Here is a 16,590-nt window from a genome sequence, read left to right as displayed (position 1 = left end):
TTTTTGGGAGAGTGGGGCAATCTAATAATAAAAGGGAGTGAAGCAAATGGGACAGCAGCGTCAATTCCGGCCGGGCCAAAAAGCGCCCAATAATGGAGTGTATGTGGAGATCGGCGAAACGGGAAGCATGGTTCAGAACCCTCAACAAATCAAATTGAGCGCCGGCGAGTTCTTCCCTGAAACCTCCAACCATAACCGGCTCTGGACATATAAAAGAAAGCCTTAAAAAACAGCCGTCGGACGGCTGTCTGTCTAAAGCAAAAAACCCCGCTTTCAAAAGCCGGGGTTTTAATGTTGACTTGCATCCTGTTTAACAGGCATAATTTCTCCAAGAACAATAACGGCTGCGGTGATGATAAAGCCCATAATGACACTGGTTTGAAGGTCATACCCAGCACCGTTCATGGCGCCGACAATATAGCAGGCCATCTGCGTCAAAAGAAATGTCCAGAAAAAAGCGACCACAAATCGCACGTTTCCCACCTCGTCCTTCTCATTCAATTCTAAAACTTATCATACCATATACATAGCCAGCTGGAAAAGACATTTTAGTGAACAAGACAGGGCTTTCAACTCTGTTTTCAGAAATATCAGAAAGGGTATTTCATTAAAGTTTACTTTTCATCATGAAGACTGGGACTTTTCCTTATTCGTTTGCTGCACGTACGACATAAAATAATGAGCAGATTACGGCAGGAAGGAGGCAGGCAAGTGATGAAAATAACCGAACGTTTTTTTCAAATGGATTCAGAATGGAACGTGGTTCATCTTCCGTACAGGCCGAACGGTTTTCTGGTGTTCATTTTCGGCGACCGGAACCATTTTGTCGGGGAAGATTCGAGCTTCTGGCTTCAGCATTACGGAAGAAATCAGCTTCTAACGAGCCTGAGAAACAAAGGCTATACCCTGGTAAACAGCAATTTGTTCGGCAGGCACTGGGGCTCCGAAAAAGCGGTTGCATACGCCAAACAGCTGATTCATTACGTGTTCAAACAAGAGATTTTAAATGAAAAAATTCATCTATTGGCGGAAGGCACAGGGGCCCTCATTGCAGATGAGCTCCTTCGCTCGATCCCGAACCAAATACGTTCTGCAGCGATGGTTAATCCTTGCCTCGATCTTCAGGCTCATCATAAACGAGAAAAAGAAAACAAGTTTTTCTACAAACAGTTTATTAAAGAAATTGCCGAAAGCTACGGAATTACGGAGCGGGAGGCAGCCGATTATCCGTTCAAAAGCATATCCCCTTATCACAATCTCGTACCCGTTCATATTTGGCAAAGACTGAACGGCTCACCGTATCCGTATATGATCCATGCCAAAACGTTTGAGGAGCGCCAGCTTAAAGGCCGTCACAGCGTGGGGCTTACCCTGCACCTGTCCGAACATCCTCAGCGCATTCATTCAGCAATCGCGAACTTTTTCAAAACGCATGAAAAAGTCTTATAGAGAATAGAATAATAGCAGCCCGAAAATGATGAAAAGGGCTGTTTTTTGCTTGGTAAAAAAAGCTGAAACGAAAGGTGGTCCATCGAATGAAGCCGGCACTTGTATATGGAGCAGATGAGTTCTTCGGCCTTTCATTTTGTGAACATCTACTTGAAGAGGGTGTTGACATAGATGTAAAGCTGGAACAGACAAGCGACGAAAAAAAGCTGATGTACCTCGAAGAGCGGCTGATGTGGCTGGGAAGAAACGAGCATTTCCGTCTCATCGAAAAAGAGCTTGAAGCCCCGTATGAACAAGTCTTCATCCAATACACAGGCTCAGTGCCGGAAGAAGCGCTGGCTGCAGGCGTTGAAAACAAGCCTGTTATTCTGTTTGTCTACCAGGAACAATTCGAAGAGGATTTACGCGCCGGCATGGAGGAAAAGGGTGTTGAACTGATCGTGCTTCCGGATCTGTTCGGTCCGTGGGACGTCAGGGCAGAGGATAAACAAAACAGGGACGGAGCGCTTTTTGTGAACGACGCGGCAGCACAAGCCGCTGCCTGTGCTGTTGAAAAAGATTTTTCAGATTTGCAGTTTGTACAGAAGACGCCATACGATAAAGCCGATGAGATCATTGAAGAATGGATCAGACAAATGTCTACATTTTTCGACAAAAAATAAGAAAGATCTTCCTAATTTACACTTGAAAGGATACAATAAAGATAGATTTGAATTGCTGTTTTTCGAAAGGGAGTTGAACATGGCATGGTGTACAGGCTTGTCGCGATTTTTTTCATTCTCCTGGCGCTAAGCGGCTGCGGACAATCGCCGCTGAAAGGGAAAATTGAAAAAGTCGGTTTGCTTGTCCCTGATACGATAAATGACCAAGTATGGGGAACCAAAGGATATAAAGGATTATTAAGAATACAATCCGTCTACAATGTCGACGTCTATTATAAAGAGGGAATCGATAATGACGCTGCCATTAAAATGGCTGTAGAAGATTTTCACAAAAAAGGCGTCAACCTCATCTACGGGCACGGAAGCGAATATGAAAAAGCCTTTAATGAGATATGCAAAGATTATCCTGATATTCATTTTGTTTTAATGAACTCGAAAGCCGATCACCCAAATGTGACAAGCATATCGCTTGAAGGAGAAGCGATGGGGTTCTTCGGCGGAATGACGGCGGCCCATCAGTCAAAAACAAAGAAAATCGGCGTGCTCGCAACGTATAAATGGCAGCCTGAAGTAGAAGGATTTTCCGAAGGGGCTAAATACCTCGATCCGGACATTGAGGTGATGACAGAATATGTCGGCCAGTGGGACGACAGCGAAAATGCCGTCAAACTGTATGAAAAAATGAAGAAGGCAGGCGCGGATGTTGTGTATCCGGCCGGAGACGGGTATAATGTCCCTGTCATTGAACAAATCAAAAAGGACGGGCTGTACGCTATCGGCTATGTAAGCGACCAGTCGGAATTGGGTGAGAATGTCGTTTTGACAAGCACCATACAGCATGTAGACGACGCTTATGAACTCACCGCCGACGAGTTTAATAAAGGAACGCTTAAAGGCGGCAAGCGCTCATTTGACATTCAAGACGGCGTCATCGAAATGGGAGAATTCAGCCCTGTTGTCGATCAGTCATTTCAAGAAAAGATGAATCGGCTGATTGACGAATACAAAAAAACAAACAAACTGCCAAACGAACATTGAGGTGATCAAGATGCACGAAAAATCAATGGAATTTTTGCAAATTGCCATGAAATACGTTCCGGAAGCGAAAGCAGAGATGGAAAAAGCGGGAATCGAACTTTCCCCGGAAATGCTTGAGCCATTCATGAACTTGTTTACGAAAGTGATGGCCGAGGCTTACGAGCTCGGTAAAGCGGAAGCTGGTTCAGACGCCTGACTTAAACGCCCGCAAACGCTTAAAAAGCCACTTTTCAGAAGAAGTGGCTTTTTTATATGGAAATCTTATTTTTCAAAGCGCTGACCATTGAGCCGATTTCTTTAAACACAGGCTTCAGCTCATCGAGCGAATCCATAATTTCTCCAACCTGATTCAACACGTGCATATAATCGGCTTCCTGGGATACTTCAGCGTCTTCGACGGTTTCCGCTTCCGCATCCGTCTCCGTCTCTTCATGCCTGCCGGGTGCGTTTGCGCCAAACATCATTTTTGTGAAAAAATCGTCGTTCGCCACTCTTCATCCCTCCTTTTTCATATATATCACTACTATATGAATGTTTTGATCTGCTAGATTAGACGAATATATTGCCAACTAAAAAAAAATAGGGTAGGATTAGTACCAGATACTAATAATAACTCATAACATTAGTTGGAAAAAATCATGAATAAAGGAGTCTTTCCTATGAAAGCTGGAATTATTGGAATCGGCCGGTACATCCCTGAAAAGGTGCTGACCAATTTCGACTTGGAAAAAATGGTTGAAACTTCTGACGAGTGGATTCGTACAAGAACAGGCATAGAAGAAAGAAGAATCGCAGCTGAAGATGAGAAAACATCCGACATGGCTGTGGCCGCCGCTAGAAGAGCGATGGAAGACGCAAACATCGAGGCGGAAGATCTTGATATGATTCTCGTCGCCACCGTTACTCCTGACCAGGCATTCCCGACAGTGTCCTGCATGATTCAAGAAAAGCTCGGTGCATTCAATGCCTGTGCAATGGATATCAGCGCAGCGTGCGCCGGTTTTATGTACGGTTTAGTCACTGGAAAACAGTTTATCGAAGCCGGGACGTATAAGCATGTGCTTGTCATCGGAGTTGAAAAGCTTTCAGGCATTACGGACTGGGATGACCGCAATACCGCTGTTCTGTTCGGAGACGGAGCGGGCGCCGCAGTTGTCGGGCCTGTCAGCGACGATAAAGGGATTTTGTCTTTTGAGCTCGGTGCAGACGGCAGAGGCGGAAAGCACTTGTACTTGGATGAAAAAGATCATACAATCATGAATGGCAGAGAAGTGTTCAAGTTTGCCGTCCGCCAAATGGGTGAATCCAGTGTGAATGTCATTGAAAAAGCCGGATTATCCAAAGAGGATGTCGACTTTTTGGTGCCGCATCAAGCCAACATCCGGATCATGGAAGCGGCGCGCGAACGTTTGGAGCTTCCAGTCGAAAAAATGTCTAAAACGGTTCATAAATACGGAAACACATCAGCTGCTTCTATTCCGATTTCTCTTGTGGAAGAGCTTGAAGCTGGTAAAATAAAAGACGGTGACGTCATTGTGATGGTCGGCTTCGGCGGAGGTTTGACATGGGGAGCCATCGCCATGCGCTGGGGCCGATAAAAGAAAGGTGAGGTGCAACTTATGAATAGTAAAAGAGTAGTCATTACCGGATTAGGAGCTTTATCACCTCTTGGTAATGACGTCAAAACGAGCTGGAACAACGCGGTTAACGGGGTTTCCGGAATCGGCCCGATTACAAGGGTGAACGCGGACGAGTATCCAGCTAAAGTAGCCGCGGAACTGAAAGATTTTAAGATAGAAGATTACATGGATAAAAAAGACGCAAGAAAAATGGACCGCTTCACACAATATGCCGTTGTGTCGGCGAAAATGGCCGTGGAAGACGCGGGGCTCGACATTAATGAGAGCAACGCAGACCGGGTCGGCGTCTGGGTCGGTTCCGGGATCGGCGGCCTTGAAACGCTTGAACAGCAGTTCGAAACATTTTTAACAAAAGGACCGCGGCGCGTCAGCCCGTTCTTTGTACCGATGATGATTCCTGACATGGCGACCGGCCAGATTTCGATTTCTCTCGGTGCAAAAGGTGTCAACTCTTGTACGGTGACGGCTTGCGCGACGGGTACGAACTCAATCGGCGACGCCTTTAAAGTCATTCAGCGCGGCGATGCAGATGTCATGATCTCCGGAGGAACGGAAGCCCCGCTTACAAGAATGTCGTTTGCCGGCTTTTCCGCCAATAAAGCGCTCTCCACTAATCCGGATCCGAAAACGGCAAGCCGCCCGTTTGACAAAAACCGCGACGGCTTCGTCATGGGAGAAGGAGCGGGAATCGTCGTTCTTGAGGAGCTTGAGCATGCGTTAAACCGCGGAGCGACAATCTATGCGGAAGTGGTCGGCTACGGATCAACGGGAGACGCCTATCATATCACGGCCCCTGCGCCAAATGGGGAAGGCGGCGTCAGAGCCATGAAAGAAGCGATCAAAGATGCGGGTCTGTCTCCTGATAGCATTGATTATATCAATGCGCACGGAACAAGCACGCCGTACAATGATAAATTTGAAACGATCGCCATTAAAGAAGTGTTCGGAGAGCATGCCTACAAGCTTGCCGTCAGCTCGACAAAATCGATGACAGGGCACTTGCTCGGGGCTGCCGGAGGCATCGAAGCGATTTTCTCCGTCCTTGCCATTAAGGAAGGCATCATTCCTCCGACAATCAATATCGAAACGCCTGATGAAGATTGCGATCTGGACTATGTACCGGATCAAGCCCGCCGCCAGGACGTAAATGTTGTGCTCAGCAACTCGCTCGGTTTCGGCGGACACAACGCAACGCTGATTTTCAAAAAATATGAATAACCGCAATATAAACGGCTGCCATTTTAGATGGTGGCCGTTTTTTTTAGCGTGCATACCATACAGATGAAAAAGGAGTGTGATCTAAATGAGTATAGCAAGCACGTATGAATGGCTTGAACAGGCTTCATCCGTGCGGGAATTGTCAAGCTTTCTCCTGCCGTATTTTAAAGGCGCTTCAAAAGCGGATGCGGCGGCGATTGTCAGCCACCTGCAGACCCACGGCATGTTCCGTTCGTGGACGGACGGCGAGCGTACGATGAAGCAGCTTAAGAAAAACAGCGTATTTCAGCATGTCAGACGGGAAGAACAGCTGCTCTGCAAAAGATGGAATGGGCCGGATGTTCCGATTTTCATCCTGCCGGTCGATGAAAGAAACCGCAAAATCCGCGTCGAATTCGGCTCGAAATCAGGCCTTGCGTTCAGCGACAAATTATTTTTGTTTTTATCGGCCGATCTTCCCCGGTCATCGATTTCTGCGATCATGACGCACGAATATAATCACGTTTGCCGGTTAGAAAATATGCCGAAAGAAGAAAAAAAGATGACGCTGCTTGATACAATCATTCTCGAAGGCATCGCAGAATATGCCGTTTTCGAACGGTTGGGAGAAGCCGAAACAGCTGCATGGACGTCATATTACTCCGAAAAACAGCTTTGTCATTTCCAGGACCGGTTCGTAAAGCCTCATTTCGAGCTGCGCCGACATGATAACCGACTATTCTCCAATATTTTATTTGGAAAAGGTCCTTACCCCGACATGGTCGGATATGCTGTCGGTTACAGTATTGTAAAAAAATATTTATCGGCTCGAAATTTGAAGGTTGCCGACGTTTTATCCTTCCCGTCAGAAGACTTTATAAAGCTATCGCTTTAAAATACTAAAATTATGGGATTAAATTAATATTATTACAAAAAATCAAAAAACTCCTTGCTTTTGTAATGATTATGTAATAATATACAACTATAAAATTTTAAGATAATTCAGTCATATTAAGAAAATTCTAAAAAAGTAATATATTAGTTTTTCGTAATATTTAACTTCTGGTCTATGGAAGGGGAATCTGGATGAGCGCATTGCTGGAAGTCAATGATTTAAAAACTTATTTTTTCAGAAAAAAACAGCCGATACCCGCAGTGGACGGCGTCGATTTTTCAATCAAAAAAGGAGAAACCGTGGCGCTGGTTGGTGAATCGGGATCCGGTAAAAGCATCACGTCTCTGTCTATCATGGGACTCGTCGAGGGCTCGGGCGGAAAGATCATGAACGGTTCCATCAAGCTCGAAGGACGGGATCTCGTTACATACAAAGAACAAGATTTATGCAAGATCCGCGGAAATGAAATCTCGATGATTTTTCAGGAGCCGATGACCTCGCTCAATCCGGTTTTGACGATCGGCGAACAAATCACAGAGGTGCTGATCTATCATAAAAAGCTATCGAAAAAAGAAGCTGCCAAAAAAGCGGTAGAATTATTAAAGCTTGTCGGATTTTCGAGGGCAGGCGAGCTGATGAAAGAATATCCGCACCGCCTGTCGGGCGGCATGAGGCAGAGGGTGATGATCGCCATTGCCTTAAGCTGCAATCCGAAGCTGCTCATCGCGGATGAACCGACTACAGCGCTTGACGTCACCATTCAAGCGCAAGTGCTGGAACTGATGAAAGACCTATGCGACAAATTCGATACCTCCATACTTCTCATTACCCACGATCTCGGCGTTGTGTCCGAAATTGCGGACCGCGTGATCGTCATGTATTGCGGACAAGTTGTTGAAAATGCCACAGTAGATGAACTATTCGATGAACCCCTGCATCCCTACACAAAAGGACTGTTAAACTCCATCCCTGTTATTGAAGGCTCCATTGAAAAATTAACAGCCATTAAAGGAAATGTGCCGACGCCTGACAACCTTCCGGCCGGCTGCCGGTTTGCTCCGAGGTGTCCGAGTGCGGGCGACAAATGCTGGGGCGCGCAGCCGGACTTGAAGACGCGTCCGGACGGCCGGTCTGTCAGATGTTTTTTATATGAGGAGGGAGAATAAGGGATGACTTCATCAGCTGAACCATTACAGCCCGGAGAGGAAATGAACCCGCAAGAATCCCTTCTGGAGCTGAAAGATGTCAAAAAGTACTTTCCGATCCGCTCAGGGATATTTCAGAAAAAAATCGGCGACGTCAAAGCGGTGGACGGCATCAGCTTTTCGCTTAAACGCGGCGAAACACTCGGCATTGTCGGTGAATCGGGCTGCGGAAAGTCGACCGCCGGACGGACGATGATCCGCCTTTATAAACCGACGGCAGGACAGATCTTTTACAAAGGTCGCGACATTTCAAGTTTGTCGGAAGAAGCGTTGAGAAAGAGCGTCCGCAAAAACATCCAGATGGTTTTCCAAGATCCGTTTGCCTCACTGAACCCGAGAAAAACGCTGCGTTCCATCATCAAAGAACCCTTCAACACGCATCATATGTACAATTTCAAAGAGCGCAACGAAAAAGCCGAAGAGCTTTTGGCTAAGGTCGGGCTGCACCCGTCGTTTGCGAACCGCTATCCCCACGAATTTTCCGGAGGGCAGCGCCAGCGGATCGGAATCGCGCGGGCGCTGGCTTTAAATCCGGAGCTTATTATCGCCGATGAACCGGTATCCGCATTGGACGTGTCAATCCAGGCTCAAGTGATCAACCTGATGGAAGAGCTTCAGGAAGAATTCAATCTGACATATTTGTTCATTTCCCATGACTTGAGCGTCGTCCGCCATATCAGCGACAGGGTCGGCGTCATGTATCTCGGCAAAATGATGGAGCTGACAGACAAGCATGAGCTGTACAACAACCCGCTTCATCCATACACGCAGGCGCTTATGTCCGCCGTTCCCGTCACCAGGAAGAAAGGCGGAACAAAGCGGGAGCGAATCGTTTTAAAAGGCGAGCTGCCGAGCCCCGCCAACCCTCCGAAAGGCTGTGTCTTTCATACGAGGTGTCCGGCCGCAAAAGCGATTTGCGCGGAAGCCGAACCCGCTTTCAAGGAAGCGAAAACAAACCATTTCGTGGCATGCCACCTTTACGAATAAAGGGGAAGGCCGTCACATATTAAATCCTTGAGAGGGGGAATGTCTTCTTTAAAAAACGGGGGTCAATCGGGTGGAAAGAAGGACAACAGTTTAATAAGGGGGAATTCATAAAATGAATAAACGCAAAACAGGATTTTCAATTTTAAGCTTGCTGCTGATCTTATCGATTTTTCTAACGGCCTGCAACAGCGGCGAAGTCGGAGGGGACGAAAAAGAAGGCAAATCTGACGGGAAGCCGCAAAAGGGCGGTGACTTGGTCATCGGTTCTACAGGGGAGCCTACGATGTTCAACGCTTTATATTCAACCGATGTGTCAAGCTCTGATATTGAAGGGTTTATTTTTGACGGACTTGTCGGCTCTGACACCGATTTGAATCCGACGATGAAGCTTGCTGAAAAAATAGATCAGTCGGAAGACGGCATAACGTATAACGTGACCTTGAAAAAAGGCGTAAAATGGCATGACGGCGAGGAGTTTACGGCCGATGACGTCGTGTTTACGTATAACATCCCATTAAGCAAAGACTATGCCGGTGAGCGCGGCTCCAATTTTGGAATGATTGATAAAGTGACGAAAAAAGGAGACTACGAGGTTGAATTCAAGCTCAAGCATCCGGACCCTTCATTTTTGCCTGTCTCTTTAAGCTACGGAATCCTCCCTGAGCATATTTTAGGGGACGTGCCGATTAAAGACCTTGGCGAACACGAATTTAACAGGAAAAAACCGATCGGAACGGGACCGTTTAAATTCGTAGAGTGGAAACAGGGGCAATACGTTAAAGTGGAAGCATTTGAGGATTACTACGGTGAAGGGCCATACCTTGACACGCTGACATACAAAGTGATTCCGGATGCCAATGCAGCGATCGCCCAGCTTCAGGCGGGAGACATTAATTATTTCGTCGTCCCGGGCACGGATGTGAAGACGGTCGAAAAATTCGATCATGTCAAGCTTGAGTCTGATCTAGGCCTGAACTATTCATACCTCGGCTGGAACGAAAAAAATGAGCTGTTTAAAGATAAAAAAGTCCGCCAGGCCTTAACCCATGCGATTGACCGCGAATCGATCGTTCAAAATGTGCTGGACGGCGATGGGGAAGTCGCGAATATTCCGGAAAGCCCTTTATCATGGAACTATCCGAAAGACATTGATATCCCGGTCTTTGAATACGATCCGGCAAAAGCGAAGAAAATGCTCAAAGAAGCGGGTTGGGAAGATACAGACGGTGACGGCATTTTAGACAAAGACGGTAAAAAGTTCTCCTTTACCATTAAAACGAACCAGGGAAATAAAGTACGCGAAGATGCCGCGGTTGTCATCCAGCAGCAGCTGAAAGAAGTCGGAATCGAAGCGAAGCCGCAAATCGTCGAGTTCAGCGCTTTAATTGAACAAACGAGCGCGCCAAACTGGAATTATGACGCACTCCTGCTCGGTTGGAGCTTGGCGACCTTCCCTGATCAATATGATATCTTCCACTCCAGCCAGTCGAAAGCGGGCTTAAATAACATATGGTACAAAAACGAAGAAGTCGATAAGCTTCTCGTCGACGCGAAAAAACTGAAGGATCGGAAAGAATATTCGAAAGCTTACGAGAAAATTTACAAAATGATTGCCGAAGATCAGCCGTATACATTCCTGTTCTATTATAACTACCACCGGGCGATCCCTAAAAACCTGAAAGGCTTCGAATTTCATCCGAAAAACGATTTCTATGAAGTGAACAAATGGTGGCTGAAAAAATAATCTAATATTCTCTAAAGGGAGAGGGGATGTTCCTCTCCCTGGTTTTTAAAATCCATGATAAAAGGGGAATAGAAGATGGTTACATACATTATTCGGAGAACGCTGATGTCTATTCCGATCCTGTTTGGGATTACCATTCTTTCTTTCGCGATCATGAAAGCGGCTCCCGGTGATCCGGTGTCACTGATGGTCGATCCGTCCATTAAACAGGCTGACCGCGAGAAGTTCATCGAAAAATACGGACTGAATGAGCCCGAACATATTCAATATTTGAAATGGCTCGGCAATATGATGCAAGGGGACTTTGGCACTTCGATCGTCAGGAAAGGAACGCCTGTTATCGATTTGATTCTTGCCAGGCTTCCGAATACGCTTTTATTAATGCTTGTATCAACGATTCTGGCGCTTCTGATTTCGATCCCGCTCGGCGTGCTCTCGGCGAGGCGGCCCTATTCAAAGCTTGATTACGGTATTACGTTTACGTCTTTTATCGGACTTGCTGTTCCAAACTTTTGGTTCGGTTTAATTTTAATTATGGTGTTATCCGTGAATTTAGGCTGGTTTCCGACCGGGGGCGTTATGACGCTGAATTCGGGTTTTAGCTTGTGGGATCGGATTCATCATTTAATTTTGCCTGCTTTCGTACTCGCCACCGCAGATATGGCCGGGCTTACGAGATATACAAGGTCAAGCATGCTGGATGTGCTGCGCCAGGATTTTATCCGGACGGCAAGAGCGAAAGGTTTTAAAGAAAATCGGGTCGTGTACAAGCATGGACTGCGGAACGGGCTGCTCCCGGTTGTGACGATTTTCGGACTGATGATTCCTTCCTTTATCGGCGGTGCGGTGGTGACCGAACAGATCTTCAGCTGGCCTGGACTCGGGAAGCTGTTTATTGATTCCGCGTTTCAAAGAGACTATCCCGTGATTATGGCGATGACCGTCATATCCGCTGTACTGGTTGTCATCGGCAATCTAATAGCGGACATTCTGTATGCGATCATCGATCCGCGGATTGAGTATTAAGAAAGAGGGGAGTAAATCATGACACAGCCAAATCCACAAGTGCCTTCAGCGGAGATCGGGCTTCAAGAAAACGTTTCGCAAAAACCGGAAACGATGACAAAAATCTTTTTCGAGAAGTTTTTCAAAAACAAGCTCGCTGTCATCGGCGGAATTCTCTTGCTTATCATTGTACTGTCGGCCTTGTTTGCACCGCTGATTGCTCCATACCCGCCGGAACAGCAAAATCTGATGAACAAATTAAAAGCGCCGAGCGCGGAGCATTTGATGGGAACGGATAAATTCGGCCGGGATATTTTCAGCCGCCTGTTGTACGGCGCACAAATCTCGCTGCTCGTCGGTTTCGCGTCTGTCCTCGGTTCGATCACCATCGGAACCGTTGTCGGAGCGATCGCCGGCTATTTCGGCGGAATCATTGATGCCATTTTAATGAGAATTGTTGATATTATCTTATCCATACCCGACATCTTTCTGTTAATCACGCTGGTCACCATCTTCCAGCCGGGCATAGATAAACTGATTTTAATATTCGCCTTGACGAGATGGACGACGACGGCGCGCCTTGTCCGGAGCGAGTTTTTGTCCTTGAGGTCGAGGGAGTTCGTCTTGGCGGCGAAAACGATCGGCACAAGAAATTACAAAATCATCTTTTCTCATATTCTTCCGAATGCGATGGGGCCGATTATCGTTGCCGCGACGCTTTCAGTCGGTACCGTGATCCTTGCGGAATCGGCATTAAGCTATCTTGGATTCGGGGTTCAGCCGCCGATGGCAAGCTGGGGAAACATGCTTCAGGATGCACAGAACTTTACGATCATGATCCAGGCGTGGTGGTATCCGCTGTTCCCGGGCCTGATGATCCTGCTCACTGTGTTGTGCTTTAACTTCTTAGGCGACGGACTCCGCGATGCGCTTGATCCGAAGAATATTAAATGAATATAGAAAATTAGGAAGAGAAAACTAGATATTAACTTGAAAAAAATTGAAAAAAAGTTGACTATTGGAATTTTAGGGTGGTATATTTAAAGTGTAATACAAAAAAAATTTATCTATGTTCTTTAAGGAGGTGAATAAAAATGAAAAATAAAAAAGAAAATCTAGGTAACCGAAATAGTGGACATAGAATTAATGTTCTCTGTTAGTAGATGTATTTAGCCTTTAATGAATGAGGTACCAAAGATGAATAATCATCATAAGTCATAAGTCTTTGGTATCTCACTCTGAACAATTTTCTTAAATTACTTCTGAATAATTTCACCCCAGACCTCTAGGTATATTGATCAAGTTCAATGTACACAACATCCTCAATTTAATTTTTTTCTAAAAAGAATTTAATTGCACACTTAAACAAAAAACTTTGCTCACTTCCTTTAACACCCTTTTAGACAAATACATCAGAGATAGAATATAAAGTTGACTCTAGCAATTTTTTAAAAGCTATAAGGGGGAATACTTTTGTTTAATAGAAACAAAAACCAAATTCATGTGTTGGAAAAGATTAAGTTAAAGCCATCAAGATTTAATATTATACTCAAAAAAAACAATGAAGAAATTAAGCTTTATAATTCTTATACTGGGGAAATTATCAAATTTTCAAATGGAACAAAAGAAAAAGTACTAAATATATTGCATAGAAGAGAAATAAAATTTGAAAAAGGTGATAAGTGGATTGATCTTTTATATAACAAAGGATTTATTGTAAGATATGACACAGATGAGTATAAAAAAGCAACTGCTCAAAAATTTAAGTTATTATCAGAAAATCGAACATTGCATTTAATCCTGTTGCCAAATGAAGACTGTAATTTTCGATGCATTTACTGCTACGAGGATTTTTTAAAAAAGGAAATGAAAACTCATGTAAAAAAGGGGATTTTGAATTTTCTTGAAAAAGAATTGGTGAGCTACAAAAATTTAAATATATCTTGGTTTGGAGGAGAGCCCTTAGAATCTTTTAATGTAATCCAAGAACTGTCTGAAGAAATTAAAGTGTTGTGTAATAAAAATAAGGTAGATTATTTTGCAGATATAACAACAAATGGATATAATTTAGATGAGGAAAAATTTAAGAAGTTAATAGAACTTAATGTTAGTGATTTTCAAATTACTTTGGATGGTAATAGTCAAACTCATGATAGACAAAGAATAAAAAAAGACGGGGGTCCAACATTTAATAAAATTATTGAAAATTTGGTCAATTTAAAAAACACAAGTTATGAATATTCTATACTTCTAAGATCAAATATCAGTAAAGATGTTTCTGAAGTGATGTATGATTATATAGATTTAATGAGAGATTTGTTTAAAGATGATCCTAGATTTTTAATGCATTTTATCCCTGTTCTCAATTTAAAAGGAGAACAATCTAGTAATATTCATTTATGTAATACCAAAGATTTATTTCCCTATTATGAATATGCACAAGAACAAGGATTTAATTTTAATTTTTATAAAGGATTTATGGAGCCTGGGGGTTCAGAATGTTATGCATCAAATCCAAATTCTTATGTTATTGGATCAGATGGGATGGTATACAAATGTACAGTTGCATTTAATAACCCGTTAAATCACGTTGGCGATATTAAAGAGAATGGAGAAATGGAATTATATGAAGAAAGGCTCTCACTTTGGCTTTCCGGAGGAGCTAATGAAGATCCGAATTGCACTAAATGCTATTTTAGACCTGCCTGTCAAGGAAATGCTTGCCCTTTAGAACGGATTGAAGCGGAAAAAACTCCATGTCCGCCAATAAAACAAAACCTTAAGAGATATCTAAACCTTGTAGAGGAGGACTCCATTTATGGGTAAAAAAAAGATGTTGTTAGGGGTTACAGGTACAATTGGTGCAATCAACCTTCCTCAATTTATCTATACTTTACGCGACGAATATGACATAGATGTTATTTTGACAGAAAATGCTCAACGATTCCTATCTCCGCGAGCTATAAGGCCTTTTGTTCAAGGAGTTTATGAGAATGTTTTTTCTGATTGTTCTTCTAAAATCTTACACGTAGAACTAGTAAACGAAATAGATCGTTTCCTTATACTTCCTACTTCTGCGGCTACGCTTTCAAAAATAGCTAACGGAGCTGCCAATGACCTTTTAAGTTTAAGTGTACTTAATTATTCAGAGGCTATATATATTGCTCCAAACATGAACAATGAAATGTGGAATAATCCTGCTGTACAAAAAAATGTAAAAATTATAAAAGAGTTCGGGCATATTTTTGTTAATACTACCAGCTTGGGAATAAAAGCATCAAGTGGGGAAATTGTTCAAACTGAAGCGGGGCTTCCAGATCCTGATGAACTTTTGAAATTGCTAAGTGAAAAAGGAACCGTTTTATCAAAAAGCTAAACAGTCCTGTTAAATGAATAGAGGTATTAACGATGTTAAGCGTATTGAAAAATAAAAACTTTTTATTTTTGATATTAGGGCGTTTGGTAACCAATATTGGGGACAGTATGTATACAGTTGCGGCAATGTGGCTTGTGTTTGATTTATCAAAAAGTACATTTTATTCCGGATTAGCTGGTTTTTTGACGATGTTCCCAACTGTTTTGCAATTTTTAACAGGTCCGATTGTTGATAAAGTCAGATTAAATAAAGTTTTGGTTTGGAGTCAACTCATCCAAGCTATTTTGGTGTTGATTATTCCGCTTTTTTATTTCATTGGATATTTGAACATTTGGATCATCATGATGATTATGCCTCTTATCGTATTCATTGAGCAATTTACTTATCCTGCGCAATCTGCCGCACTGCCTAAAATAATCAAAAGTCAAGATCTAGTTAAAGCAAACTCACTTATGTCATTTTCATATCAAGGTACAGATATTATATTTACTGGTATTGCAGGTATTGTGATTGCTTCGGCAGGAGCTATAAGCATATACTTAGTTGACTCTTTCACTTTTTTGTTAGCGGCGCTGTTTTTTAAGTGCGTAAAATTAGAACAAAAAAATGAGATAGAACATAAGCCCCGATTCCACTTCAAAAAAGTCATACACAATTATACAACGGATATAAAAGAGGGATTTACACTCATTCGTCATTCCCTCATTCCAAAAATCCTCTTGGGCTCGATGATTTCTAACTTCATGCTTAGTGCGACGATTGTGATTTTGCCAAGCTTCTCTTCGATTAGAGGAGGAGAAGAATACTATGGATATTATTTGGCTTCCATGTCATGCGGTTTACTGTTAGGTTCAATATTCGCAACAGTGTTTGGCCGATTCGCGATAGGATCACTTACGATATACGGATTTTTCATTTCAGGGGTTTTATGGAGTATTTCGGCGATCGCCACCTCTTCATACATATCGATTATTTTATTTGGTTTGTCTCAAATATCCATCGGCGTGACAAACGTCATTTTCATGTCCATTTTGCAAAGCATACTGCCGGAAGAGTTTATAGGGAGAGTTTTTTCTTTTATCGCAAGTTTGACAAGCATAGCAGCTCCTTTTGGATCTTTGCTGGGAGGGTTTACCGCGTCATTGATCGGCAGCGATAAGGTTTTCTTTATAGGAGGAATTGCCATGCTGTTTGTATCTGTTTATTGGGTGTTTCAGTCTTCTTTAAGATCAATTCCTTCATCAGAAAAAATAAACGCTAAAGAATACAGCTTTTTTACAAACGTGTTGAATAAATAATGTGTGAATTGCTTCATTCAGTCATCATGATTTTGCCCATTGTCTGGACTCCGCGATACGCTTGATCCGAAGAATATGAAATAAAAAGCTGAGG

18 protein-coding genes are annotated in these 16,590 nt (G+C 43.5%); 16 read left to right on the top strand and 2 right to left on the bottom strand.

The window, feature by feature from the left end:
* Window positions 1-46: 46 nt before the first annotated feature.
* Window positions 47-226 carry a YjzC family protein gene (locus tag M1E06_RS15315; RefSeq protein ID WP_003180573.1) on the top strand — a complete coding sequence of 60 codons (180 nt, stop codon included), beginning with the start codon at window positions 47-49 and terminating at the stop codon, window positions 224-226.
* A gap of 62 nt (window positions 227-288) precedes the next feature.
* Here the strand turns inward: M1E06_RS15315 and M1E06_RS15310 are convergent, their stop codons facing one another.
* Window positions 289-483 (bottom strand): YjzD family protein, encoded by a 195-nt coding sequence (locus M1E06_RS15310; RefSeq protein WP_009328851.1) that lies wholly within the window; start codon window positions 481-483, stop codon window positions 289-291.
* Between the two features lie 231 nt (window positions 484-714).
* On the opposite strand from M1E06_RS15310, the gene M1E06_RS15305 reads away from it, so the two are divergent.
* The 4 genes from M1E06_RS15305 to M1E06_RS15290 all read left to right on the top strand — a co-directional run bounded on the left by M1E06_RS15305 (window position 715) and on the right by M1E06_RS15290 (window position 3,345).
* Window positions 715-1,449: a hypothetical protein gene (locus M1E06_RS15305; protein ID WP_039072677.1), complete on the top strand. Its 735-nt coding sequence runs from the start codon at window positions 715-717 to the stop codon at window positions 1,447-1,449.
* An 86-nt stretch (window positions 1,450-1,535) separates the two neighbouring features.
* A complete protein-coding gene (locus M1E06_RS15300) occupies window positions 1,536-2,111 on the top strand; it encodes a hypothetical protein (protein ID WP_003180580.1) in 576 nt (191 codons plus the stop codon).
* A gap of 84 nt (window positions 2,112-2,195) precedes the next feature.
* On the top strand, window positions 2,196-3,149 hold the full coding sequence (locus M1E06_RS15295; protein WP_020450927.1) for a BMP family ABC transporter substrate-binding protein: 954 nt from the start codon (window positions 2,196-2,198) through the stop codon (window positions 3,147-3,149).
* A 10-nt stretch (window positions 3,150-3,159) separates the two neighbouring features.
* Entirely contained in the window at window positions 3,160-3,345 is a 186-nt protein-coding gene (locus M1E06_RS15290; RefSeq protein ID WP_011197761.1) for a ComZ family protein, read from the top strand.
* Between the two features lie 52 nt (window positions 3,346-3,397).
* Here M1E06_RS15290 and M1E06_RS15285 read toward each other — a convergent pair whose 3' ends face one another.
* Window positions 3,398-3,640, bottom strand: a complete 243-nt coding sequence (locus M1E06_RS15285; RefSeq protein ID WP_020450928.1) for a hypothetical protein — start codon at window positions 3,638-3,640, stop codon at window positions 3,398-3,400.
* Window positions 3,641-3,808: 168 nt separating this feature from the next.
* Here M1E06_RS15285 and M1E06_RS15280 point away from each other — a divergent pair, with 168 nt between their 5' ends.
* From M1E06_RS15280 to M1E06_RS15230, 11 genes are all read left to right on the top strand, one after another.
* Window positions 3,809-4,747 carry a beta-ketoacyl-ACP synthase III gene (locus M1E06_RS15280; RefSeq protein WP_003180588.1) on the top strand — a complete coding sequence of 313 codons (939 nt, stop codon included), beginning with the start codon at window positions 3,809-3,811 and terminating at the stop codon, window positions 4,745-4,747.
* Window positions 4,748-4,768: 21 nt separating this feature from the next.
* Window positions 4,769-6,007 (top strand): beta-ketoacyl-ACP synthase II, encoded by a 1,239-nt coding sequence (gene fabF / locus M1E06_RS15275; RefSeq protein ID WP_003180590.1) that lies wholly within the window; start codon window positions 4,769-4,771, stop codon window positions 6,005-6,007.
* An 85-nt stretch (window positions 6,008-6,092) separates the two neighbouring features.
* Window positions 6,093-6,881, top strand: a complete 789-nt coding sequence (locus tag M1E06_RS15270; protein WP_023856645.1) for a DUF2268 domain-containing protein — start codon at window positions 6,093-6,095, stop codon at window positions 6,879-6,881.
* A 191-nt stretch (window positions 6,882-7,072) separates the two neighbouring features.
* Window positions 7,073-8,047: an ABC transporter ATP-binding protein gene (locus tag M1E06_RS15265; RefSeq protein WP_003180594.1), complete on the top strand. Its 975-nt coding sequence runs from the start codon at window positions 7,073-7,075 to the stop codon at window positions 8,045-8,047.
* Between the two features lie 42 nt (window positions 8,048-8,089).
* Entirely contained in the window at window positions 8,090-9,073 is a 984-nt protein-coding gene (locus tag M1E06_RS15260; protein ID WP_026579903.1) for an ABC transporter ATP-binding protein, read from the top strand.
* A gap of 112 nt (window positions 9,074-9,185) precedes the next feature.
* Complete coding sequence (locus tag M1E06_RS15255) at window positions 9,186-10,817, top strand: peptide-binding protein (RefSeq protein ID WP_023856647.1); 1,632 nt, start codon at window positions 9,186-9,188, stop codon at window positions 10,815-10,817.
* A 75-nt stretch (window positions 10,818-10,892) separates the two neighbouring features.
* Window positions 10,893-11,843, top strand: a complete 951-nt coding sequence (locus M1E06_RS15250; protein WP_023856648.1) for an ABC transporter permease — start codon at window positions 10,893-10,895, stop codon at window positions 11,841-11,843.
* A gap of 18 nt (window positions 11,844-11,861) precedes the next feature.
* Window positions 11,862-12,776, top strand: a complete 915-nt coding sequence (gene opp4C, locus M1E06_RS15245) for an oligopeptide ABC transporter permease (protein WP_023856649.1) — start codon at window positions 11,862-11,864, stop codon at window positions 12,774-12,776.
* 519 nt (window positions 12,777-13,295) lie between these two features.
* On the top strand, window positions 13,296-14,648 hold the full coding sequence (locus tag M1E06_RS15240) for a radical SAM/SPASM domain-containing protein (RefSeq protein WP_216904238.1): 1,353 nt from the start codon (window positions 13,296-13,298) through the stop codon (window positions 14,646-14,648).
* A complete protein-coding gene (locus M1E06_RS15235; RefSeq protein WP_009328837.1) occupies window positions 14,641-15,198 on the top strand; it encodes a flavoprotein in 558 nt (185 codons plus the stop codon). Before M1E06_RS15240 ends, M1E06_RS15235 begins: the two co-directional genes overlap by 8 nt.
* Window positions 15,199-15,230: 32 nt before the next feature.
* On the top strand, window positions 15,231-16,496 hold the full coding sequence (locus M1E06_RS15230; RefSeq protein ID WP_011197766.1) for an MFS transporter: 1,266 nt from the start codon (window positions 15,231-15,233) through the stop codon (window positions 16,494-16,496).
* Window positions 16,497-16,590: the final 94 nt, after the last annotated feature.

Source organism: Bacillus sp. AK124 (assembly GCF_053903085.1).
This window is presented reverse-complemented; position numbering and strand designations above follow the sequence as displayed.

Excerpts from the sequence above, each read along its gene's own strand:
- M1E06_RS15305 (WP_039072677.1), top strand. The coding sequence starts at position 715 with ATGAAAATAACCGAACGTTTTTTTCAAATGGATTCAGAATGGAACGTG.
- M1E06_RS15315 (WP_003180573.1), top strand. The coding sequence starts at position 47 with ATGGGACAGCAGCGTCAATTCCGGCCGGGCCAAAAAGCGCCCAATAAT.
- M1E06_RS15255 (WP_023856647.1), top strand. The coding sequence starts at position 9,186 with ATGAATAAACGCAAAACAGGATTTTCAATTTTAAGCTTGCTGCTGATC.
- M1E06_RS15250 (WP_023856648.1), top strand. The coding sequence starts at position 10,893 with ATGGTTACATACATTATTCGGAGAACGCTGATGTCTATTCCGATCCTG.
- M1E06_RS15235 (WP_009328837.1), top strand. The coding sequence starts at position 14,641 with ATGGGTAAAAAAAAGATGTTGTTAGGGGTTACAGGTACAATTGGTGCA.
- M1E06_RS15290 (WP_011197761.1), top strand. The coding sequence starts at position 3,160 with ATGCACGAAAAATCAATGGAATTTTTGCAAATTGCCATGAAATACGTT.
- M1E06_RS15230 (WP_011197766.1), top strand. The coding sequence starts at position 15,231 with ATGTTAAGCGTATTGAAAAATAAAAACTTTTTATTTTTGATATTAGGG.
- M1E06_RS15270 (WP_023856645.1), top strand. The coding sequence starts at position 6,093 with ATGAGTATAGCAAGCACGTATGAATGGCTTGAACAGGCTTCATCCGTG.
- M1E06_RS15295 (WP_020450927.1), top strand. The coding sequence starts at position 2,196 with ATGGTGTACAGGCTTGTCGCGATTTTTTTCATTCTCCTGGCGCTAAGC.
- M1E06_RS15280 (WP_003180588.1), top strand. The coding sequence starts at position 3,809 with ATGAAAGCTGGAATTATTGGAATCGGCCGGTACATCCCTGAAAAGGTG.
- opp4C (WP_023856649.1), top strand. The coding sequence starts at position 11,862 with ATGACACAGCCAAATCCACAAGTGCCTTCAGCGGAGATCGGGCTTCAA.
- M1E06_RS15300 (WP_003180580.1), top strand. The coding sequence starts at position 1,536 with ATGAAGCCGGCACTTGTATATGGAGCAGATGAGTTCTTCGGCCTTTCA.
- fabF (WP_003180590.1), top strand. The coding sequence starts at position 4,769 with ATGAATAGTAAAAGAGTAGTCATTACCGGATTAGGAGCTTTATCACCT.
- M1E06_RS15260 (WP_026579903.1), top strand. The coding sequence starts at position 8,090 with ATGAACCCGCAAGAATCCCTTCTGGAGCTGAAAGATGTCAAAAAGTAC.
- M1E06_RS15265 (WP_003180594.1), top strand. The coding sequence starts at position 7,073 with ATGAGCGCATTGCTGGAAGTCAATGATTTAAAAACTTATTTTTTCAGA.